Raw genomic sequence first — 21,720 nt, forward strand, 5'->3', positions numbered from 1 at the left:
CCACGACGGCCTCGTGGTGACGCCACAAGCTCCAGCCGATTTGACCGTTTGCCGGGTCAGATCGCCTTGGCGCGCAAGGCGCCCCGGAACGAATCGCGCAGGTAGCCAAGCGTGGCGTCGGCGTCCGCGGGCCGGCCGAACAGGTATCCCTGCCCCCCGGCGCAGCCAAACTGGACGAGACGATCGGCCTGCGCTTCGTGCTCGATGCCCTCGGCAACCACATCCATGCCAAGCCCTTCGCACATGGCCAGGATGGCCCGGATGATGTGTTCCGACGGGCGGTCGTCGAGGATGGAGGAGACGAAGGCGCGATCGATCTTGAGCTTGTCGAAATGGAATTCGCGCAGGCGCCCGAGCGAGGACTGTCCGGTGCCGAAATCGTCGAGCGAGACGCGGATGCCGACGCGGCGCAGATCCTCGACGATCTTCTCGGCCGAGGTTGGATCGTTCATCAGGCCGGTCTCGGTGATTTCGATCTCCAGCCGGCGCGGGTCAAAGCCGGTGCGGTCGAGGATCGCCAATATATGCAGGCCGGTGTTCTGGTCGACGAGCTGCGACGGCGACAGGTTGAAGGACAGGAACAGGTCTTTCGGCCAGCTCCTGGCGGCTTCGGTGGCCTTGCGCAGCACCAGCTGCGACAGCGGGCCGATGATGCCGCGCTCCTCGGCGATCGGAATGAACACCGTCGGCGGCACCGAGCCGAGGTCGCGGTCGGTCCAGCGCGCCAGTGTCTCGAAGCCGACGGTGCGGCGGGTGTTGAGATCGACGATGGGCTGGAAATGCGGCTCCACCTCGCCGGCGGAGACGGCGCGGCGCAGCGCCTGCTCGATACGGGTGACGCGCTTGGCCGCCTCTTCCATCTCGCGGGTGTAGACGACGACCCGGCCACGGCCCGAGCGCTTGGCATGGTAGAGAGCGGTCTCGGCCTTGTTGATGAGGATCTCGGTGGTTTCGTCGCCCGAATAGAACAGCGAGCAGCCGACCGAGGCCGAAAGCCTGGCGGTGCGTTCGCCGACATCGTACGGCGCCGACAGGATCTCGATCAGCATGCGCGACTTTTCGGCCGCGGCGTCCTCCGAGAAGACCATCGGGTAGAGGAAGGCGAATTCGTCGGCGCCGATGCGGCAGACGGTGGAATAGCCGTCCATCGAGGCGCGCAGCCGCATGGCGACCTGGATCAGGATATCGTCGCCTGCCTTGTGGCCGAACAGGTCGTTGATCGGCTTGAAGCCGTCAAGATCGAGAATGCCGACGGTAAACGGCGCGGGGTCGTCGGCACGGTCGCTGATCAGGCGATCGACCTTGTCGAAGAAGCGGCGGTGATTGCCAAGCCCGGTCAACGGATCGGTGAATGCCAGATCCGTGCTCTCCCTGTTTGCCTGACCGGTGCCAAACGAAGTTTGCATCGGTGTCCCTGTTTTAGAAGTCGGAATTTATTTTCAGACTGGCAGCAAACCCTTTAGGAAACGTATCCTGAAATCGATTTTTTGCCTGGAATAATTGACTTAGCCGGACTGGCGGACGCGGTAGAGCTCGATCGGTTCTCCGCGCGTCTCGGCAACCGGTTCGAGCCAGTCCGGCACGCTGCCTGCAACCAGTGCGGCAAGAAACCCTTGCGATGCCTCGGCGGCGAGCAGCTTGGTTTCGGCGCTGCCGCGACACAGCGCCACCAGGCCGACATGGTGGTCGGCCACCATGGTCCTCGCCTGGTCCGCCGAGCCGAGGAAGGCGTCGAGCGAAAGCAAGTTGCCAGCAATGTTGCGATGATAGAGGCCGGCGAGGACGCGATGGCCGGAATAGGCCAGGATCGGCGAGCCGAGGTTGGCAATGGCAAGCACGGTGGTGTCCGGCTGCCGGGCCAGCGCCACGAACGAGGCCTTGGCATGGCAGCTAGAGTCCATGCTGGCGTCCTTGACGGCGCCGTTGTTGGCCTCGAAAGCCGCCGAGGTCGCGGTGGCAGCGTTGGTCCAGACGGCATTCACAGACACCAGCCAGACGGCGGCCATGCGCAGCGACACGCCGCGCGACGGGCTGATCCTGGCCCGCTCGCGCCAGGTTGCGATCCAGGCCGAAAGCGGAATCACCGCGAAGGTGATCGCGAAGGTCGAGCCGCGCACCTGCCAGGCACTGACCAGGAAGGCCATGACCAGAAGTGCCCCGACAAGGCTGTCTTGCCGCCGCCAGGGCCCGCGCCAAAGACGAAGCGCCATCAGCACGATCGCCATCAAAGGCGTGACGTAGCGCGCCACCGCCAAAGCCGGATCGTTGGTCATGAGGGTGAACAGCGATTGCGCCTCGTCGATGTGGTCAAGCCACAATTCCTTGAGGCGCGGATCGAGATTTGCATAGGGCGCCGCGAGGCATTGCGGGAACAGCGCCACGAGAACGCCACCCAGCACAATAGCGAGCAGGCCGAGCGACATCAGGCGCCGGCTGGCCGTGCCGCCGGATGCATTGAGCGAGACCACGACGGCAAGGCCGCAGCCGGCAAGCGCTGCCACAACGAACTGCACGGTCGAGAAGGCGTCGCATTGCGGCTGCCCCCAGGCTGACGGCGAGATGGTGGTGACGAAGACCAGCGCTGACACGCCGGCAAAGCCGAGGCCGAAATCCCTGGCGATCCGGCGCTCGCCGCCGGGGTCGACGACAAACAGCAAGGACATGCAGACGCCGATGGTGGCAACATGGGGTGCGGTTTCCATGCCGACGGCCAGCGTCAGCGCCGCGCACAGGCCGGAAGCCAGCGCCGCCCAGCGCCGCGCGGGCGCCTCGAGCAGCAGACTGAGGCTGGCCATGGTCAAGGTCAGCTGGACATTGTGATGATCGAGCGCGCCCGTGGAGAAGACGCCGAGGTAGTAAAGCGCGGCGCCGCCGACGATGACTGCTGGCAAAACCGCGCTGTCGCCGCCGAAGCTGCGCGCGGCACGAATGAGAAAGAACATGGTCAGGCCGAAAAGCAGCGCCGGCCACAGCACCTGCGCGATCGCCTCGGCCAGCGCCATGCTGCCGGTCAGCGCCGAGGCCGAAAGGATGATGGCGGCGAGTGGCGCGTCGACCAGCCGCGACCAGTGCATGACGAAACCGCCTTCAAGGCCCATCCTGTACTGATGCAGATCGAACCAGCCCTGTCCGGCCAGCATGTCGCGAACTTCGACCAGCCGCAGCAGACTGTCATTGTCGCCGCCGGCATCGGTCAGCTCGCGAAATCCGCTGAGCGCGCTGACGGCAACCAACGCCAGCGCGGCGATGAGCGCAAGCGCAAGGTCGCCGCGCCATGACGGGTGCGGCGCGGCCTTGGGGGGCATCATGACATCAGCTGGGTTCACGGAATGGCCTGTGGTTGCGCTTTGCGCGAGAAAGCCTAGCGCGAACTCACTGCGCAAACCTTAAGCCAGACTTGCGAAGGCAATCCATTCAACGAAACGCTTTGTTTGCCATTCATAGTTACGTTCCCCGAGTAGAACCGAATAGGCGACTTGAACCTGGCATGAGTGTTGTTGCGGTCGAAAAGAAGATCCTGAACGCGGCCCATAACCGGGCGGTGTTTCAACGCCGCATCCGCGTCCTTTCCGACCATATCGCCGCCGCGCTGGGCGCTGACGGCACCGTGCTCGATCTCGGCTGCGGCGACGGTTCGCTCGCCAAGGCGGTGATGGACAGAAAACCCGGACTGACGTTTCGTGGGATCGATGTTTTTGTCCGTCCGCTTACGGCCATCCCGGTGGAGATTTTCGACGGCGCGACCATTCCGGCCGCTTCCGGGTCGTTCGACTGGGTGACCATAGTCGACGTTCTCCACCACACGGACGATCCCGGCCGTCTTGTCGCCGAAGCCGCAAGGGTCGCGCGCAAGGGCGTCGTCATCAAGGACCATCTGCGGGAAGGGCCCTTCGCCTACAGCACGCTCAGGTTCATGGACTGGGTGGGAAACAGGGGCCACGATGTGAGGCTGCCCTATAACTATCTTTCCAGACAGGAGTGGGGCGCGATCTTCGGCCAGGCCGGGCTCAAGGCCCAAAGCTGGCGCGAGAACCTGGCGCTCTACCCGTTTCCAGCGAACCTCCTGTTCGACAGGGGACTGCACTTCGTCGCATCGCTCCGCTAACCCAGCGGGGCGAACGCCTTCACGTGGCTCTTTGATCGTCGCGAAATACCCAGACCGATGAAAGCACATAGCTCGCCGCGCCCGCGACGAGCGTGACGATGGCTGACATGGCCAGCGGCGACGCGGAAAATATCGATACGGCGACATGAGCGGACAGGCCCGCGACCATTGCACAGACAAGCTGGGTGACAAGATACCGCGGCAGTGCGCGGCCATGGTCGTGCTGTCCCTCGAAGGTCCAGCCATGCTGCGCCGAATACGCCACTATGAACGCCAGCGCATAGGCGATGACACTTCCGAAAAACGGCGGCAAGCCGGCTGAAACCAAGGCCCACGACAATACGAAGAACAGAAGCGCCGCTCCGACGCCGACCACGCCGAACCGGAAAAGCCGAACCGCGGCCAATTTTCGCGCAAGCCCTTTCACTTTTCAGCAAACCCGACGGATGCATCCGATCGGCCGGCCTGACCGGCCTTCAGCCGCTTGACCGGTATTTCCAGCACTCCGAGCAGAAATGCCGAGAAAAAAGCCTGGAAAGAAATGACGATCAGGCTCAAGCCCATCACGACGATGCGCGGGATTTCGGAATCGTTGAGCGGACCGAAGCCAAGATGCGCCCAGCGCAGCACTGCGTAGCCGAAAAACAGGGCACCACCGGTGAAGCAGATGGCGGCGTTGCTGGCCAGACGATCGGTGCTGATGGTCCTGGTCAGCCAGTCGGAGCGCGGGTTTGCGGGAAGAATGCCGGTTATCTGCGCATAGTACCGCGAAATCGCGCCAAACGTGATCAGCTGGATGCCAGTCACGACCATGAAGCAGGCGGCGACAAAGGTGTTCAAGTCGAGCGACAGATTGTTGATCACCCGCAGCGGCCCGACCACGAGCAGCGCCGCGAACAGCAAGCCAAGCCCGCTAAGGACAGCGCCCGGGATGAAGAACATCCAGCGTGGGTTGTAGACCAGAAGAAACTTCAGATGCCGCCACCCGTCACGCCAGGTCCTGAGATGCGGCGCGCGGCTGCGGCCATCAGGCTTAAGTGTCGTTGGCACCTCCTCGATACGCAGGCCGGCGAGCGCTCCACGCACCACCATCTCGCTGGCGAATTCCATGCCTGTCGTCTGCAGATCGAGCTTGCGGATGCTGTTAGCATTGAATCCGCGCAGGCCGCAGTGGAAATCGCCTGTCTGAATGCGGAAGAACAGCCTGCCAATGAAGCTCAGCACCGGATTGCCGAGATAGCGGTGTAGCAGCGGCATGGCGCCGGCTTCGATGCCACCCTGGAACCGGTTGCCCATGACCAGATCCGCGCCATCGCGCAGCCGCGACACGAACGCATCCAGCGCGCCGAAATCATAGCTGTCATCGGCATCGCCCATGATGATGAAGCGGCCCTTGGCGGCGGCGATGCCGCCCAGGAGCGCGGCGCCATAGCCCTTCTGTGCGACCGGCACGACACGGGCGCCGATCGCGGTGGCGATCTCTTGCGAGCCGTCCGTGCTGCCATTGTCGGCAATCAGCACCTCGCCGGAAATCCGCGACCTGTCGAGGAAGGCCCTGGCCTTGCCGATGCAGACAGCCAGCGTCTCGGCCTCATTGAGGCACGGCATCAGGATTGTAAGTTCGAGTTGCTTGGTCTGGACGGCACTGATCGCGGTGACGGCGTTCATGGTCGCTGTTCCATCGAGTGGGCTTTGCGCCTGTCCTGGCGCGCATTCTCACCATCCATGCCACGGCAAGACTTAAGAAAACGATGATGTAGAGCCTCGTCTTGTCATCATCCGTCCGCCAGGATCGCGCCGGGATGATTGATCCACATCTTCAAAATGTCTCGATTGGCAGATGAGCGGCGACGCTGTACAGGCAGTCATTGCCCAATCCGAGCGCGCCGGAGACCGCCATGAAGCTGAAAATCGCCGTCCAGATGGACCATATCTCCACGGTGTCGATCGCCGGCGACACGTCGTTCGCGCTGTCGCTGGAGGCGCAGCGGCGCGGCCACCAGCTGTTCCACTATACGCCTGACCGGCTGTCGCTGCGCGACGGCAAGGTTTTTGCCCGTATCGAGGAAATGACCGTCCGCGACGAGAAGCGCAATCACTACACATTGGGCGACAAGGTGCGCACCGACCTGTCGGAGATGGATGTCATCCTGCTGCGGCAGGATCCGCCCTTCGACATGAACTACATCACCACCACGCATATCCTCGAGCGCATTCATCCAAAGACTTTGGTGGTCAACGACCCGGCCTGGGTTCGCAACAGCCCGGAAAAGATCTTCGTCACCGAATTCGCCGACCTGATGCCGGACACGCTGATCACCAAGGATCCGCTGGAGGTCGCCGCTTTCCGCAAGGAGTTCGGCGACATCATCGTCAAGCCGCTCTACGGCAATGGCGGCGCAGGCATTTTCCATCTGCTCGAGGCCGACCGCAACCTGGCCTCGCTGCTTGAAATGTTCGGCCAGCTGTTTCGCGAACCCTATATCGTGCAGCGCTACCTAAAGGACGTGCGCAAGGGCGACAAGCGCATCATCCTGATCGACGGCGAGCCGGTCGGCGCCATCAACCGGGTGCCCGCCGAGCATGATTCCCGCTCCAACATGCATGTCGGCGGCCGCGCCGAGAAAACCGAGCTGACGGCGCGTGAGCGCGAAATCTGCGCCCGTATCGGCCCGTCGCTGAGAGAGCGTGGCTTCGTCCTCGTCGGCATCGATGTGATCGGCGACTACATGACCGAGATCAACGTGACCTCGCCGACCGGCGTGCGCGAAGTCGCCCGCTTCGGCGGCGCCGACATTGCCAGCCTGTTCTGGGATGCGGTGGAAGCCAAGCGGACGTAATCCGTTTTCATTTTGTATTAACCCTGTTCCGTTTTTGCAGCCGGGTACAACCCGGGCGCGACCCAGGGAGCCGACGGTTCACCCGATGTTCCTGTTTTGATCAAGTGATCGCCAAGGTTTGGGTGGCACGCGCCAGCGCCCTTCAGGGCCGCTGCCTTTCCTGCTCGCGGATGCCCGCCGTCTCGGCCAGCACCCAGTCGCGGAAAAGCTTGATCTTCGGCGTGTTGCGGCGGCTCTCCGAATGCACGAGCCAGTAGCCGTCGCCATCGGACCCCAGGGTCTCGAATGGCTGTATCAGCTGTCCCGTCGCCAGCAATGCCGTGTAGAGGTTGCGGGTGAGGATGGCTGCGCCCTGATCGGTCAGCGCGGCCATCGCATCATAGGCCTGCGTGCCCAGTGCCGGGCCGGCGATGACGCGGCTGGGATCGAAGGGGACGCCGGCGGCTTCGAACCAGATCTTCCACCAGGGGTCGTCAGCGCAGCATAGCGCGACCTTGTAAAGATCCTCGGGGTGGCGGATGCCTCCTACGCTCGCGGCCAGCCTTGGGCTGAGCATCGGCGTGTAGTCGGCCTTGAACAGATAATGCGCTGTCAGGCCGGGCCATTTGCCGGTTCCGGTCCGAATGCCGATATCCATGCCATCGCGCACGAAATCGGCCATACGGGACGACGTATCGACCTTCACCGCCAGATCCGGATGCATCAGCTGGAATGCTCCGAGGCGCACCGCCAGCCAATTCGAGGCGAATGTCTGGATGGTGGTGACGGAGAGCACGCCGCTGGCGCCGCCCTTCGTTGCCACCCACGCATCAGCCAGTGCCGAGAACGCGCCCGTGGCGTGCGGCGCCAGTTGTTCGCCAGCCTCGGTCAGGGCAATCTGCCTTGTTTTCCTTATGAAAAGCGGCGTTCCCGCGCGCTCTTCCAAAACCTTGATCTGATAGCTTGCCGCCGACTGGGTCATGCCGAGTTCTTCGGCCGCCTTGGTAAAGCTGCCCAACCGCGCGGTCGCTTCAAACACCCTGATCGCGCCCAAAGGCGGCAGTTCAAAGCTCATGACGCATCAATCCTCCTGATGCATGATACGCGATGTTCGATTGGAAACCAAGGCTGCATCGGTGCACACTCCTGCCATCAACCAGACACGAAAGGACATGGCCATGAGCACCACAGCACATCACACGACGCCTCGCCGTCTGATCCTCGACTTTTTCGCCGCCCCCTTTCGGCCAAGGCCGCGCAGGTTCGACCAGAACGCACTGTCGGATCATTTCAAGCGCGACATCGGCCTGCTCGACGGCCACGCACCTTACGGCAGCATCCGTTGAGCGTGATGTGCTCCGCGCATAGCGGTTCCGCTTCAGGGGATCTAACTGACACGATGGGAGAGAAAGATGAGCGTGCCGGCGGAGGCTCTGGGTGCTAGGACGACTTCGCGGCACTTATGGAGGGCTGGCATGGAGCTTCTCTCGCACGCGTTCCGCGTCGGCAGACATGACCACCGAGGGGACACCTTCCTGGCCGCTAAGCCGTAATACTTGCCGATTTTGTTCCCTTATTGTTCTTGAACAATTCGAAAATCTATGGTTGTCTCCGATGACATCGCTCACGGCCCGGTCGCATCGGGCGTGAGCGAGCCGGCATCCGGGGGCAGAAAAATGGTGGCGCGGGTTCGCACGGTGGCTTTCCAGGGCATCGAGGCCGTGCCGGTCGACGTGCAGGTGATGATCGCGCCCGGCAAGGTCAACATGCACATCGTTGGCCTCGCCGACAAAGCGGTGGCCGAAAGCCGCGAGCGGGTACAGGCGGCACTGCATGCCTCGGGCCTGTCGATGCCGTCCAAGAAGGTCACCGTCAATCTGGCGCCCGCCGACCTGCCGAAGGAAGGCAGCCACTATGACCTGCCCATCGCGCTTGGCCTGATGGCGGCACTTGGCGCCATTCCGGGCGACATGCTGGCCAACTATGTCGTGCTGGGCGAGTTGTCGCTCGACGGCACCATCGCCGCGGTTGCCGGTGCACTGCCTGCGGCGATCGGCGCCAATGCCGAGGGCAAGGGCCTGATCTGCCCCTTCGCCTGCGGGCCGGAGGCGGCATGGGCGGGACGGGACTTCGACATTCTGGCGCCACGCAGCTTGATTGCCATCGCCAATCATTTTCGCGGCACGCAGGTGCTGTCACGGCCGGAAGCCGGTATTCATGCCTCGGCACGCGACCTGCCCGATCTCTGCGAGATCAAGGGCCAGGAGACTGCGAAGCGGGCGCTGGAAGTGGCCGCGGCCGGCGGCCACAATCTCCTCATGGTCGGCCCGCCGGGATCCGGCAAATCGATGCTGGCGCAGCGGCTGCCGTCAATCCTGCCGCCGCTGGCGCCGAAGGAGCTTCTGGAAGTCTCGATGATCGCTTCCGTCGCGGGCGAACTCGGCGAGGGCAAGCTGACCGACCGGCGGCCGTTCCGCGCGCCACACCATTCGGTATCGATGGCGGCGATGGTCGGCGGAGGCCTCAGGGCGCGTCCGGGCGAGGTGTCGCTTGCCCATCACGGCGTGCTGTTCCTCGACGAGTTTCCCGAATTCACGCCGCAGACGCTCGACGCGCTGCGCCAGCCGCTGGAAACCGGCGACTGCATGATCGCCCGCGTCAATTACCGCGTCACTTATCCGGCCCGCATCCAGCTGGTCGCGGCGATGAACCCATGCCGCTGCGGCATGGCCGGCGAACCGGGCTATCGCTGCGTGCGCGGCGAACGCTGCCGCACCGACTACCAGGCGCGCATTTCCGGCCCGCTGCTCGACCGTATCGATCTGCGCATCGAAGTGCCGGCGGTTTCGGCCAGCGACCTGATCCGGCCTGATCGGGCGGAGAAAAGTGCTGACGTGGCGCTGCGCGTGGCGCGCGCCAGAAATATCCAGCGCGAGCGCTTCGAAGCGCTCGGCGTAACCACAGCCACCACCAACGCGCATTGCTCGCCGGCTGTCATCGAGACGATCGCCATGCCGGATGCCGCCGGCCTGGCCCTGCTTCGCGACGCCAGCGAGAAACTCGGCTTTTCCGCGCGTGCCTACCATCGCGTGCTGAAAGTCGCGCGAACGCTGGCCGACCTCGATGCCAGCGAAACCGTCGGCCGCATCCATCTGGCGGAGGCGATTTCTTATCGCATGAGTTCGGAGCGGGTGGCGCAGGCGGCATAGAAACCATCGATCCGCGACGTCTCGATACCGCACCACCGAGAGCCGGCACCCGTGGCATTGGTTGGTCCAGCGTGCCTTTCCGATCGCACAATGGCTCGGGAAACAATCCGGAAACAACGTGTAACAGTGCGGAAAAACTAGCGAAAAGAACAGGTCGCATAGTTGACCCTGGCGGCTGATGCCGCCGCGGGTGCCTTGAGGGAGGTAACCGGCGCTTGGCTATTCGATAGCCGCCGGAGGGGGCGATGATGACCTATGACTATGCCGACACCGTGCTCTATATCAACGGGCGTTGGAGAGAAGGACTGCGGCCCGGTTTGCCGGTGATGAATCCGGCGACCGAGACACGCATAGGCACTTTTTCCGCAGCCGGCGTGAGGGACCTGGACGAAGCCGCGGCCAGCGCCGAGCGAGGGTTCTGGATATGGCGGCAGGTGAGCGCGCTTGAACGGCACCGGATACTGACACGGACGGCCGATCTGCTGCGCAAACGCATCGAGCCGATCGCACATCTCATGACGATGGAACAGGGAAAGCCGCTTGCCGAGTCTCGCGCCGAGACGGCGGCCGCTGCGGCCCTGATCGACTGGTTCGCGAATGAGAGCCAGGGCGAGGCGGCCGCCAACCAAAGGACCACCCAACTCGCGCCGGCCGGACCGTTGGCGGCGTTCGTGGCATGGAGTTTCCCCCTAGGACAGGCCGCGCGCAAGGTGTCGGCGGCGCTGGCCAGCGGCTGCTCCGTGGTTCTTGTGGGGCCCGAGGCGGCGCCGGCCAGCTGCGCCGCGCTTGCCGTTGCCTTCGCCGATGCCGGCCTGCCCGCCGGCGTCCTGAACCTGGTGTACGGCCCCCAAGCGGAGGTCGCGCCATACCTGATCGCCCATCCTGCGATCATGCAAGGCTCATACAGCGGCCCGGCGTCGCTCGGAGCGCGGCTGGCCGACCTGGCAAGCGCCCGTGGGAAGCGGATTGTCCTGGAGCTCAGCGGGCATGCCCCGGCGATCGTCTTCGCCGACGCCGAGATTGGCCTCGCGGTGAATTCGCTTTGCAGGGCGAAGTTCAGAAATGCGGGGCAAGCCCGTTTCGCGCCTTCGCGCATCCTGGTCCAGGAATCCGTCTACGAGCGGTTCCTCGACGACTTCATCGAAGCGACAAGGAGGATCACCATCGGAAACGGCCTTCGGGACGGCGTTGAGATGGGCCCCCTTGCGGGCGAACATCGCTTCATGGCCGTGCAAGCCCTGGTGTCCGATGCGGTGGACCGGTCGGCTACCGTGGTGGCCGGTGGGCATCGCTTCGGCAATTTCGGACATTTCTTCTGGCCTACGGTCTTGACCGAGCCAACATCGGAAGCACGCTTGATGAACGACGAGCCTTTCGGGCCGATCGCGGTGATCGGCCGCTTCGAGCGGTATGACGCCGCGATCACCGAGGCAAACCGCGTTGGTCCCGGCCTGGCTCTATATGCATACACGACGTCGAAAACAGCGATTGGCGATCTCAGACGCGATATCGCCAGCGACGTGTTGTTTCTCAATCAGCGCGACGGCCGATCGCTCAGCATGCCGTTTGGCGATATCAATGGCGGCGTCGAGGATGAGGACACGCTGGAAAGCTTTGTGCAGGCAAGGCTGATAAGCCAATCCGCCTGACCATGCTTCGCTTAGCGCATGCTCGCGCCGTGCCGCCGCAGCCAATGCGCCGTGACCGGCGAAGCGTCCTCAAGAGCGATGGTCCCCTGGTGGAACGAACCGTCCCAGCCCTCAGCGGTGATCCATGCCGTGTCGTCCGGGCCGGCATCCTTGCGAACCGGCATGTTGGCATAGGCCCGATAGGGGTTGCCCTCGAAGGCAACGCCGTAAGCACTGGATCCCGGGTGCTTCAGGCTGATGAAAATGGCCTGATCTGGCTGACACAAGCCGCGCAAGGCTTGAGGCGGAATGACTTCACAAATCCCTCACTGGGGTGCCAGAAGGGCTCTTCCTCCGCACGCTCCTTCAGCTCCAGGTGCCATGGGCCGACAGCCAGGGACTCGCCGCGCAAACCGGCCTCTGCCGCGCCGACAGCCGACGCCTGCAAATCCAGGTAGGGCTTGAGGTAGATGGCGGGAACGACGACCACCAGAACGTAAAGGTGGTACCAGTATCGCCGCCGGACGCAACTCAGCCAGACGGTGTTCATTTTGCCGCCTGGATCCGGACAAGGCGTGCATCCTGAAATGCTTTCGCGGTCGCCTTGGGGCTCCGGGCCCAGATCCTCCCGCATCAAAAGTATAAAAAGGCTCAAATAGTAATAATAATTTCTGTAACCTGTAACTTTAGCGCCTTCTAAATAATATGTTGCGGCAAGCATCAGGACATGATATATTATGATGATAATGGAGCTGCCAGTTATTCTCTAACGCCATCTCTCGTTGTGATCTAGTTAGCGAATTTCGTTAGCTCACTTCGACAGGATTGGATGAGGATAAAATGGAGATATCCATTGAGATCAGCGGCGGCTTTGCCGCGATCCCCAAACTAAGCATGCCTATGACGATAGAAACAGACAAGATTGACGCTCGTGCTGCAGACGAGTTGAATTCTTTGCTGGAACAGACGAATTTCTTCGATCAACCGGAGTCTATCGGTACAACAAAGCCAGGGTCGGCCGACCTTATGACCTATATTGTGACGGTTCGAGATGGAGGTCGGGTCCATACGGTCCGTATTACCGACCCGATTGCCGATCCTTCTCTACAGCTCCTGATTGATCGGATTCAGGCCATTGGTCGTTTGAAGCGCCCTTGATCCGGGTGAAGTGCTCACCCTTTGCCCCTCTTCAAGTGTTTATTTCAACCTAGCAGGAGGACACTATGAGACATCTACATGCCCACGGCGGTGGTGGGTGCACGTGCTTCATCATTCCACCCCACATGCTGGAGAAAATCGCGGAAAACGGCACCGCCGATCAGCGCGAGAAGGCGCGTCAGGCGTTGTCCATCGACCGTACGTTTCGGGCGCAACGCGTGGCCCAGCCGCTACAGGCGCCGCCCGAGAGGGTTCAGGGCGCGGGCGCTCTGCATAAGAGCCGGCGCACCTATACTGCAAACCATGGCACTGGCTTGCCCGGTACCTTGGTCCGCTCCGAGGGTCAGGGCGCCAGTGGCGACGTCACCGTCGATGAGGCCTACGACGGGCTTGGGGCGACCTTCGATCTGTATGCGCAGGTCTATGGACGCAATTCGATCGACGACAACGGCATGGACCTGATTGCGACGGTCCACTACGGAAACAAGTACAACAACGCCTTCTGGAACGGCGCACAGATGGTCTTCGGCGACGGGGACGGAACGATCTTCAATCGTTTCACCATAGCGATCGACGTCGAGGGCCACGAATTGACCCATGGCGTGACCGGCGCGACGGCAGCCCTCGAATACCACGACCAGCCAGGGGCGCTTAACGAGTCGATCTCGGACTGCTTTGGCTCGCTGGTCAAGCAACGCTCGCTCGGCCAGACGGCGGCCCAGGCTGACTGGCTGATCGGTGCAGGCCTGCTTGCCGCGGGCATTCACGGCGTGGCCCTGCGTTCGATGAAAGCGCCCGGAACCGCTTACGACGACCCGCTGCTCGGCAAGGATCCTCAGCCCGATCACATGAGCAAATACGTCAACACAGCCTCGGACAACGGCGGAGTGCACATCAACTCAGGCATCCCCAACAAGGCATTCTACCTTGCCGCGGTAGCGATCGGCGGGAATTCCTGGGATGGCGCCGGCAAGGTCTGGTACAAGACGCTGCTCGATGGCCGTTTGACGAAAACGGCACAGTTCGTGGATTTCGCGAATCTGACCGTCGACAACGCCAATTCCCTCTTTGGTGCTGCGGTCCGAGACAAAGTGATAAAAGCTTGGCACGACGTAGGCATAGATGTCGCGGTGGTGCTGTCTTGGCAATATAACAAGGCGGTACTCTCGACCTTCACCAGTCCGCATTCGACCAATGCTTGGGCCTATATCCAAGATAATGGCTGGCGTAAGGTTCAGACCCTGACTCCCGACGGAGTCAATAACATGTTCACCTTGCTGGCTGACTCGCAGTCGTCGAGCACCAAGGTGCACGTCTACGTAGACGCAACCCTTATCTACCAGGCCTACGCAGCCTGAGTTGAGCGACGGAACGCGAATCCCCGTCTTTTAACCCCAACTGTTTTTCTGGAGGACTATCATGGCATACGTCAGTTTCTCTAACGCCCGCGTACTTCTTACCTTCACCAGCCCGCATTCCATGAACGCTTGGGCAAACATCGAAACCCAACCGTGGCGCAAGGTACAGCCGATCAGCACCGATGGAGTCGGTAACATGTTCACTCTGCTGAACGCGGCGAAGGCGGGCGGGCGTACGGTGTCCGGGTCATACGACGACAGCAACAACATGCTCTACACACTTTACATGAACTGAACCCCTGCCGATCCGAATCTGCTTACCTGGGTGCGGCTGCGCGGTTGCACCCAGGCCTATATTCGCAACCAATTTTAAGGAGCGTTCGATGTCGATCACATCTGTTACGATCCGCCTGGATATCGGCGACGGCAATTCAAGCGGCATAGCCGGTGGAGTCTCGCTGCATGGCGAGGCGCCGTCCCCAATGGATTTCGGGTCCGGTACGGCGACACTATCGCAAGGCGGCGTGCCAACGCCATCGGCGAGCATGGCGCTGGCCTCGGGCCAAGACATGCCGCCGACCCCCATGTCAGGGATCGGTGGTTTGACAGCTTCGATCTCGGAGCCACCAGCACCGTCCCATGACATTGCCAGCGCTGCTTCAGCAGCGTCGGGTGGCGACGACTTGCCGAAGCCGGAAGGCGAGCCAGCCGGCGCACGGAAAGCTCCGGTCAAGCGCTGATCGTTACGCCAACAGCCCTTGCGCGGACTCTCGCGCATCGGCCCGAAAATCCGAATCGATTTTCGGAAAGCTTGATGCGCCGACCAAAGCGATTAGTGCATTCATGGGAAAGCACGTTGCCCTAAATTGTGGCAATCTCTCCTCGTTTGGAGATGGATGTCGCCGTTCGTCGCTCTGACGCTGGAACTGGCTATCGAGAGTACCATCAAGGTGGCCTGCTGCCGGGTTGGCCTGTCGCCGGTTCCATGGCCACCTCATCTCGGTATCCATGGAGCCGGCAGCAGGCCCGAGACACCGTCGACCTATCGCCGACGAATTCGGTCGATTCGGGAAGACATCCTTCGTCAGGTTTATCAACCGGTGGAACAACGCAATGTGGACGTCAAACTGTTGAAGGTGTTGGCCCGCGAAAGTCGCCTGTTGATCCTTGAGTATTTGAAGGACCCTGCGCGTTCGGCGATGAGATCGGTCTGTGACATAAGACCCGGCTTCAGCTTTCAGTGTCTTGGATTATGAGCACTGCTCGGCCAGCGTGTGGCGACCCAGTCAAGATTGGGTGAACTTCTATCGACAATGGATCCGTCAGCTCGCCGCCTTGAGCTCCAGCCGCCGCGCGTGCAGCACCGGCTCGGTGTAGCCGTTGGGCTGGACGCGGCCCTTGAAGACGAGGTCGCAGGCGGCCTGGAAGGCGATGGAGCTGTCGAAATCCGGCGCCATCGGCTGGTAGAGCGGGTCGCCGGCGTTCTGGCGGTCGACGATGGCCGCCATGCGCTGCAGCGAATCCAGCACCTGGATTCGCGAACAGACATCATGGCGCAACCAGTTGGCGATGTGTTGCGAGGAAATACGCAGCGTGGCGCGGTCTTCCATCAGGCCGACATCGTTGATGTCAGGCACTTTCGAACAGCCGACGCCCTGGTCGATCCAGCGCACGACATAGCCCAGAATGCCTTGCGCGTTGTTGTCGAGTTCGCGCTGGATCTCGTCGGGCGTCCAGTTCGGCCGCACCGCCACAGGCACCGACAGGATATCGTCCAGCTTGGCCTTCGGGCGGCTCTTCAGCGCCGCCTGCACGGCGTGGACATCGACCTTGTGGTAATGCGTGGCGTGCAGCGTCGCCGCCGTCGGCGACGGCACCCAGGCCGTGTTGGCGCCGGCCTTGGGGTGGGCGATCTTCTCGACCAGCATCGCCGCCATCAGGTCGGGCATCGCCCACATGCCCTTGCCGATCTGGGCGTGGCCGGCCAGGCCGCATTCGAGCCCCGTGTCGACATTCCAGGCTTCATAGGCGGAAATCCAGGCGGCCTGCTTCATATCGCCCTTGCGGATCATCGGGCCGGCTTCCATCGAGGTGTGGATTTCGTCGCCGGTGCGGTCGAGGAAGCCGGTGTTGATGAACACGATACGGTCCTTCGCCGCGCGGATCGCTTCCTTGAGGTTGACGGTGGTGCGCCGTTCCTCGTCCATGATGCCCATCTTGATGGTGTTTTTCGCCATGCCGAGCAGCGCTTCGACACGGTCGAAAATCTCGACGGCGAAGGCGACTTCCTCCGGCCCGTGCATCTTCGGCTTCACCACATACATCGAGCCGGCGCGGGAATTGGCGCGGCGGCCCTTGGCGCCGACATCGTGCAGTGCGATCAGCGCTGTCAAAGCGGCGTCCATGATGCCTTCCGGCACCTCGTTGCCGTCGCGATCCAGGATCGCCGGGTTGGTCATGAGGTGGCCGACATTGCGGACCAGCATCAGCGAACGTCCGGACACTGTCAGCGTGCCGCCGGCGGGCGCGGTATAAGCGCGATCCGGGTTGAGCTTGCGCACGAAGCTCTTGCCGCCTTTGGTAATCTCTTCCTGGAGGTCGCCCTTCATCAGGCCGAGCCAGTTGCGATAGATGACGACCTTGTCCTGCGCATCCACAGCCGCGACCGAGTCCTCGCAGTCCTGAATGGTGGTCAGCGCCGATTCCAGGATGACATCGGCGATCCCGGCCGGATCAGTCCTGCCGATCTGGTTGTCGCGGTCGATCAATATCTCGATGTGCAGGCCATTCCTGGCCAGCAGCACGGCTTGCGGGTTGGCGGCGTCGCCGCGATAACCGACGAATTGCCGGGGGTCGGCAAGCGTGGTCGAGCCGGCACCGGCGCTGAGCCGCAGCGCGCCGTTGGCCAGCGACAGGCCGTTGACACCGGCCCATTTGCCCGAGGTCAGCGGTGCCGCCTCGTCGAGGAAGCTCTTTGTCCAGGCGACGACCTTGGCACCACGCGCGGGATTAAAACCCTTGCCCTTTTCGGCGCCATCGGTTTCGGGAATGGCGTCGGTGCCGTAGAGCGCGTCATAGAGCGAGCCCCAGCGAGCATTGGCAGCGTTGAGCGCGTAGCGCGCATTCATCACCGGCACCACCAGTTGCGGCCCGGCAACGACCGCGATCTCCGGATCGACATTTTCGGTCGAGACGCTGAAGGGGGGTCCTTCCGGAACGAGATAGCCGATCTCCTTCAGGAAGGTTTTGTAGATGTCCATGTCGACCGGCGCGCCATTGTCACGATACCAGCCGTCGAGCCTTTCCTGCAGGGCGTCGCGTTTTTCGAGCAGCGCCCGGTTCTTGGGTGCGAGATCATGGACGATGGCCGAGAAGCCATTCCAAAACGCCTCGGCGCTGATGCCGGTGCCGGACAGGGCTTCGTTGACGACAAAGTCGTGCAGTTCGTGGGCGATCCGCAATCCAGCGATTTCGACGCGGTCGGTCATTAGGGCTTTCTCCAGACGAAAAGGCTCGACCGGGCCTTTGGCATGTCAGGGTGCAGGGGTCAATTCGGCTAAGGATGAAGGTAGCGCATTTTCGCGGCCAGCGAGGTTGCTGATCTCCCCTTTGAGGGGGAGATTACCCGTGCTCTGGCGCCATCACTATACCGCAATCCTTGGCCTGCCCGACGCCACCGCCATCACATGCGCCTCGATGAACATGCGCTGGCCCTCGACGGTCGAGACGCGGAAGTCGGTCGAGACCTCTATCTCTGCACTGTCGGTGCCGGCATCCCTGGCCCGCTCGGCGGCGATCGACCGCACATCGGCTTCGGCCGCGGCGATCGCCGACGGCTCGTCGAGGAAGTCCCGCACGCTCTCGCCGGAGGCAACGCGAAACAGCCCTTCCTTGGGCTGGCTGACCCGCGCCTCCGCCGAGACGCGGACCTGGCCAACGACGGCGCCAAGCGCGTTGGCGACATCGGTATCCTCCGGCACCACGCAGTCGTTGCCGACCAGCGGCGGCAGACCGGCGTAGTGCAGCGGCGCCGAGGCGCCGAGACCAATGACCGGCCGGTCGAGTGCGACGCTGAGGCGGGCGATGCCGGGATGGGCATCGACCGCGCGCTGCACCAGCGCGTGCGCGACCGTCGCCGCGCCATCAAGCCCGTCCTCGGCAAAGGCGGTTTCCAGGATATATTCGGCCGACCAGCGCGTCAGCGTCAGCAGCACGCGCTCGGAAATCGCTTCCGGCGAGGCGGCGATCGGCTGGCCACGGCCATCGCGCTTGCGGGCGAAGAGTTCGGCGCCAAGGCGGGCGGCAGCCGGATCCCAGTTCGACTGCTTGCCCAGCACATGGGCGGCATCCGAGGGCGTGAAGCCGGCGACATGCACCAGGCCGCGCGACACCAGCCGGTTCAAGGTGGCGTTCTGGGCATTCGAGTTCAACAGTTTGTCGATGGGCAGCGGCGTGGCGCCGATCGCTTCGTATAGGCGAGCCTCAGCGCTGGTCAGGCCGGCGGCGAGACGGTCCGGCACGCCGGTCCGCACAGCCAGACGGCCATCCATGCGGCCGGGATTAGGCGCGCGCAACTGGCGTTCGAGTTCCGCGATCACCGCTTCGCCATGCGCCATGCCGGCCAGCGCCAGCGGCACCAGGCGGCGCGGCCCGAGCAATATCTTCGGGTTGAGCGAACCATCTTCCAGCGTCACTTCGGAATCGCCGCCGAGGCCGAAGGTGCGCATGGCAACGGCCTCGACCATGGTGCGGAAACCGCCGACGGTGGCGCCTTCGGGGTCGAGGCGAGGACGGCCCCTGTCGAGCACGGCGACGTCGGTGGTGGTACCGCCGATGTCGGAGACCACGGCATTGTCGAGGCCCGTCATGTGGTGGGCGCCGACGAGGCTGGCGGCCGGGCCGGACAGGATGGTCTCGATCGGCCGCTGGCGGGCGAAGGCGGCCGAGACAAGGGCGCCATCGCCACGCACCACCATCAGCGGCGCGGCGATGCCGCGCGCTTCGAGAAAGCCTTCGGTTGCCGCCACCAGCCGGTCGATCATCGAGATCAGCCTGGCATTGAGCAGTGTCGTCAGCGCCCGGCGCGGACCGCCGAGCTTCGACGAAAGCTCGTGGCTGGCGGTGACCGGCAGGCCGGTCTTCTCGCGGATCAGGTCGCGAGCTGCGATCTCGTGCGCCGGATTGCGGGTGGCGAAATAGGCGCAGACGGCAAAGCCGGAGACCGAGGCGCCGAGCTCCGGCAGCATGGCTTCCAGCCCGGAAAGATCGAGCCGGGCGGCATTGCCATGCACGTCATGTCCACCCGGGCAGAACACCACCGGATCGGTGCCGAGCGCCGTCTTCAGCCCGTCGCGGGCAAGGTCGGCCTCGGAAAAGCCAATCATGATCAGCGCCACGCGGCCACCCTGCCCCTCGACAAGCGCGTTGGTGGCAAGCGTCGTCGACATCGAGACGAGCTTGATGGCGGCGGGATTGGTGCCGGCCTTCTGCAGCACCGCGTCGACCGCGCCGGAGATGCCGACAGCGAGATCGTGCCGCGTGGTCAGCGCCTTGGCCTTGGCCAGCACCTTGCCCTTGTTCGGGCCCTGCTGCGGCCCGTCCGTTTCCGACCACAGCACGGCGTCGGTGTAGGTACCGCCGGTGTCGATACCGAGGAAGAGAGGCGATTGCTTGGGCTTGGTGGTCATTTTCTGGCGGACGTCCGGGACGCGAGGTTTGCTGCGAAGCCCTTAGCCGATAAGGCCCGGAGGATAAAGGCGGGAGCGATGGGCCAAGAGATGCGGGGCAATCTCTGCCTCGAGGAGGAAGCGGCGGCTTTGATGCAGCGCCTCGCCTACCCCACAAACCCCACCTTCTTGTGCGAACCATCGCAGAACGGCTTGTTGGCGGAATGGCCGCAGCGGCAGAGGAAAGTCTTTCTGGTGCGGTCGACCGTGTGGCCGGTGCCGGTGACGATCTCGACATTGCCTTCCAGCTTGAGCGGGCCATTGGCCGTTGGCGTCACCGTCAGCGGCCCGTCCCGCGCCTCCAGCGCCGGCGTGTCCTTCAGCGCCGGCTCGCCGGTGGCGGTGAAGCCGGCCTTGGTGTGCGCGCCATCGCAGAACGGCTTGTTTTGCGACAGGCCGCAGCGGCAAAGCGTGGCGCGGAAGAATGTCTCGTCGCCAAGCACGATTTCGGCATGCACGGCCAACGGGCCATTTTCCCGCAGCCGCACGGTGTTGACCACCGGCGGCCTTTCCTGCGGCCCGCCATCCTTCCTGACATAGGTGATGGCGCCGGAGGGACAGCTTTCGGCGAGCGCCACCACTTTTTCGACGCTGGCCGCGTCGGGGTGAATCCACTCGCCCGGCGCGTTGGGCACGAAGACATGCGGGTCGCCCAGCACGCAATTGCGCGAATGGATGCAGCGCTTGCCGGAAAACCCGACGTCGATCTTGTCAGTTTCGACCGTGCCGGCCATTGACGTGCTCCTGTTGCCTTGAGCGCACCACGTCCGAACGGACGATGCGGCGCGCTCTGGGTATCCGCCTTCGCAAGCTATGGCCGGGGCGGGAAAGGCGTCAAGCCGGCAATCCGGTCAGGGAACGAGATTGATTTCCTCGGTCTCGCCGCCGCTGCAGGTGTAGCAGCAATCCGCGCATTTTTCCTTGTTGCCGGGGCCGACGCCCCAATAGGTCTGCTCATCGCCATCGACCCAGGCGCCGTAGCAGATCGATTCGCCCTCGTTGCAGGACACAGGAAGCTGCTTGGTCTCGCCATCGTCGAGATAGAAATCCTTGCCGTTGCCCGGCCAGACATAGTCGCGGTCCTGGCTGTAGAGCTCGACGCGCATGGCGTTGGGATGGCCGTTCTTGACGGCAAAGGTGATGTCGGCGGCATGCGCCGACGGCGCCAGCAGCAAGGCAAGAAAGAGCGCGGCCAGCGTACGGCGCGCATAGGCGTAGAACATGGTAACCCCCAGGAAAGAAACGGCCCGTCCGACCGCGGCGCGACCATGACACGATGCGAGCGGCCGCTAAAGGGACCAATGGAACAATCCCTGACTGATTCTGGGTGGATCGGCGCTACTCGACGAGGTCGATCGTCTCGGTCGAGTGTTCCACGCAGATGAAGCAGCAGGTGTCGCAGGGCTGGTCGTTGTCGGGGCCGACGCCGGCCGAGATGCTGTCATTGCCGTTGACCCAGGCGCCGTAGCAGATGTGCTCGCCTTGATTGCAGGACAATGGCACTGATTTCTGCGAATTCGGATCGATCAGGAACACCTTGTCGTTGCCCGGCCAGACCGTTTCGCGGTCGCGGCTGAACAGTTCGACCGCGACGGCCTCCTTGCGCAGGTTCTTGACAAAGAAGGCCATGTCGGCGGCCTGGGCCGAGGTCGTAAGGAGCAATGCGGCGAGCACGGCAAGGCGAAAGAGCGGCACGATCGGACCTTTCGAATCATTC

General features: G+C 63.2%; 22 protein-coding genes. 10 read left to right on the forward strand and 12 right to left on the reverse strand.

Annotated features, from left to right (window positions below):
- Positions 1–56 precede the first annotated feature (56 nt).
- Both GA829_RS04000 and GA829_RS04005 read right to left on the reverse strand, forming a co-directional pair.
- Positions 57–1,406 carry a putative bifunctional diguanylate cyclase/phosphodiesterase gene (locus GA829_RS04000; RefSeq protein WP_195177268.1) on the reverse strand — a complete coding sequence of 450 codons (1,350 nt, stop codon included), beginning with the start codon at positions 1,404–1,406 and terminating at the stop codon, positions 57–59.
- Between the two features lie 99 nt (positions 1,407–1,505).
- Positions 1,506–3,308 carry a GtrA family protein gene (locus GA829_RS04005; protein ID WP_258052141.1) on the reverse strand — a complete coding sequence of 601 codons (1,803 nt, stop codon included), beginning with the start codon at positions 3,306–3,308 and terminating at the stop codon, positions 1,506–1,508.
- A gap of 179 nt (positions 3,309–3,487) precedes the next feature.
- On the opposite strand from GA829_RS04005, the gene GA829_RS04010 reads away from it, so the two are divergent.
- Positions 3,488–4,105 (forward strand): class I SAM-dependent methyltransferase, encoded by a 618-nt coding sequence (locus GA829_RS04010; protein WP_195177270.1) that lies wholly within the window; start codon positions 3,488–3,490, stop codon positions 4,103–4,105.
- 19 nt (positions 4,106–4,124) lie between these two features.
- On the opposite strand, the gene GA829_RS04015 is transcribed toward GA829_RS04010, so the two are convergent.
- Together GA829_RS04015 and GA829_RS04020 are read right to left on the reverse strand one after the other, a co-directional pair.
- Entirely contained in the window at positions 4,125–4,532 is a 408-nt protein-coding gene (locus GA829_RS04015) for a GtrA family protein (RefSeq protein WP_195177271.1), read from the reverse strand.
- Positions 4,529–5,773, reverse strand: a complete 1,245-nt coding sequence (locus tag GA829_RS04020; RefSeq protein WP_195177272.1) for a glycosyltransferase family 2 protein — start codon at positions 5,771–5,773, stop codon at positions 4,529–4,531. The genes GA829_RS04015 and GA829_RS04020 overlap by 4 nt, the downstream gene beginning before the upstream one ends.
- 230 nt (positions 5,774–6,003) lie before the next feature.
- Between GA829_RS04020 and gshB the strand changes: the two genes are divergently transcribed.
- Positions 6,004–6,945: a glutathione synthase gene (gene gshB / locus GA829_RS04025; protein WP_195177273.1), complete on the forward strand. Its 942-nt coding sequence runs from the start codon at positions 6,004–6,006 to the stop codon at positions 6,943–6,945.
- Positions 6,946–7,087: 142 nt separating this feature from the next.
- On the opposite strand, the gene GA829_RS04030 is transcribed toward gshB, so the two are convergent.
- Positions 7,088–7,999: a LysR substrate-binding domain-containing protein gene (locus GA829_RS04030; protein WP_195177274.1), complete on the reverse strand. Its 912-nt coding sequence runs from the start codon at positions 7,997–7,999 to the stop codon at positions 7,088–7,090.
- Positions 8,000–8,102: 103 nt separating this feature from the next.
- Between GA829_RS04030 and GA829_RS04035 the strand changes: the two genes are divergently transcribed.
- From GA829_RS04035 to GA829_RS04045, 3 genes are all read left to right on the forward strand, one after another.
- Complete coding sequence (locus GA829_RS04035; RefSeq protein WP_195177275.1) at positions 8,103–8,270, forward strand: hypothetical protein; 168 nt, start codon at positions 8,103–8,105, stop codon at positions 8,268–8,270.
- Between the two features lie 330 nt (positions 8,271–8,600).
- On the forward strand, positions 8,601–10,133 hold the full coding sequence (locus tag GA829_RS04040; protein ID WP_195177276.1) for a YifB family Mg chelatase-like AAA ATPase: 1,533 nt from the start codon (positions 8,601–8,603) through the stop codon (positions 10,131–10,133).
- Positions 10,134–10,378: 245 nt separating this feature from the next.
- A complete protein-coding gene (locus tag GA829_RS04045) occupies positions 10,379–11,782 on the forward strand; it encodes an aldehyde dehydrogenase family protein (protein ID WP_258052142.1) in 1,404 nt (467 codons plus the stop codon).
- An 11-nt stretch (positions 11,783–11,793) separates the two neighbouring features.
- On the opposite strand, the gene GA829_RS04050 is transcribed toward GA829_RS04045, so the two are convergent.
- Positions 11,794–11,946 (reverse strand): hypothetical protein, encoded by a 153-nt coding sequence (locus tag GA829_RS04050; RefSeq protein WP_195177277.1) that lies wholly within the window; start codon positions 11,944–11,946, stop codon positions 11,794–11,796.
- Positions 11,947–12,011: 65 nt separating this feature from the next.
- Entirely contained in the window at positions 12,012–12,482 is a 471-nt protein-coding gene (locus GA829_RS04055; RefSeq protein WP_195177278.1) for a hypothetical protein, read from the reverse strand.
- A gap of 119 nt (positions 12,483–12,601) precedes the next feature.
- Between GA829_RS04055 and GA829_RS04060 the strand changes: the two genes are divergently transcribed.
- From GA829_RS04060 to GA829_RS04080, 5 genes are all read left to right on the forward strand, one after another.
- Positions 12,602–12,919 (forward strand): protealysin inhibitor emfourin, encoded by a 318-nt coding sequence (locus GA829_RS04060; protein WP_195177279.1) that lies wholly within the window; start codon positions 12,602–12,604, stop codon positions 12,917–12,919.
- Between the two features lie 125 nt (positions 12,920–13,044).
- Positions 13,045–14,277, forward strand: coding sequence for a M4 family metallopeptidase (locus tag GA829_RS04065; protein WP_219738836.1), 1,233 nt, complete (start codon positions 13,045–13,047; stop codon positions 14,275–14,277).
- Positions 14,278–14,338: 61 nt separating this feature from the next.
- Positions 14,339–14,572: a peptidase M6 gene (locus GA829_RS04070; protein WP_195177281.1), complete on the forward strand. Its 234-nt coding sequence runs from the start codon at positions 14,339–14,341 to the stop codon at positions 14,570–14,572.
- Positions 14,573–14,660: 88 nt separating this feature from the next.
- Positions 14,661–15,017: a hypothetical protein gene (locus GA829_RS04075; RefSeq protein WP_195177282.1), complete on the forward strand. Its 357-nt coding sequence runs from the start codon at positions 14,661–14,663 to the stop codon at positions 15,015–15,017.
- A 156-nt stretch (positions 15,018–15,173) separates the two neighbouring features.
- Complete coding sequence (locus GA829_RS04080; RefSeq protein WP_195177283.1) at positions 15,174–15,533, forward strand: hypothetical protein; 360 nt, start codon at positions 15,174–15,176, stop codon at positions 15,531–15,533.
- 66 nt (positions 15,534–15,599) lie between these two features.
- Here GA829_RS04080 and GA829_RS04085 read toward each other — a convergent pair whose 3' ends face one another.
- The 5 genes from GA829_RS04085 to GA829_RS04105 all read right to left on the reverse strand — a co-directional run bounded on the left by GA829_RS04085 (position 15,600) and on the right by GA829_RS04105 (position 21,698).
- Positions 15,600–17,765 carry a malate synthase G gene (locus tag GA829_RS04085; RefSeq protein WP_195177284.1) on the reverse strand — a complete coding sequence of 722 codons (2,166 nt, stop codon included), beginning with the start codon at positions 17,763–17,765 and terminating at the stop codon, positions 15,600–15,602.
- 156 nt (positions 17,766–17,921) lie between these two features.
- Positions 17,922–19,964 (reverse strand): hydantoinase/oxoprolinase family protein, encoded by a 2,043-nt coding sequence (locus GA829_RS04090; protein ID WP_195177285.1) that lies wholly within the window; start codon positions 19,962–19,964, stop codon positions 17,922–17,924.
- 146 nt (positions 19,965–20,110) lie between these two features.
- Positions 20,111–20,737: a CDGSH iron-sulfur domain-containing protein gene (locus GA829_RS04095; RefSeq protein ID WP_195177286.1), complete on the reverse strand. Its 627-nt coding sequence runs from the start codon at positions 20,735–20,737 to the stop codon at positions 20,111–20,113.
- 117 nt (positions 20,738–20,854) lie between these two features.
- Positions 20,855–21,226 carry a hypothetical protein gene (locus GA829_RS04100; protein ID WP_195177287.1) on the reverse strand — a complete coding sequence of 124 codons (372 nt, stop codon included), beginning with the start codon at positions 21,224–21,226 and terminating at the stop codon, positions 20,855–20,857.
- Between the two features lie 115 nt (positions 21,227–21,341).
- Complete coding sequence (locus tag GA829_RS04105; RefSeq protein WP_195177288.1) at positions 21,342–21,698, reverse strand: hypothetical protein; 357 nt, start codon at positions 21,696–21,698, stop codon at positions 21,342–21,344.
- Positions 21,699–21,720: the final 22 nt, after the last annotated feature.

The sequence above is a fragment of the Mesorhizobium sp. INR15 genome (assembly GCF_015500075.1).
Taxonomy (GTDB): Bacteria; Pseudomonadota; Alphaproteobacteria; order Rhizobiales; family Rhizobiaceae; genus Mesorhizobium.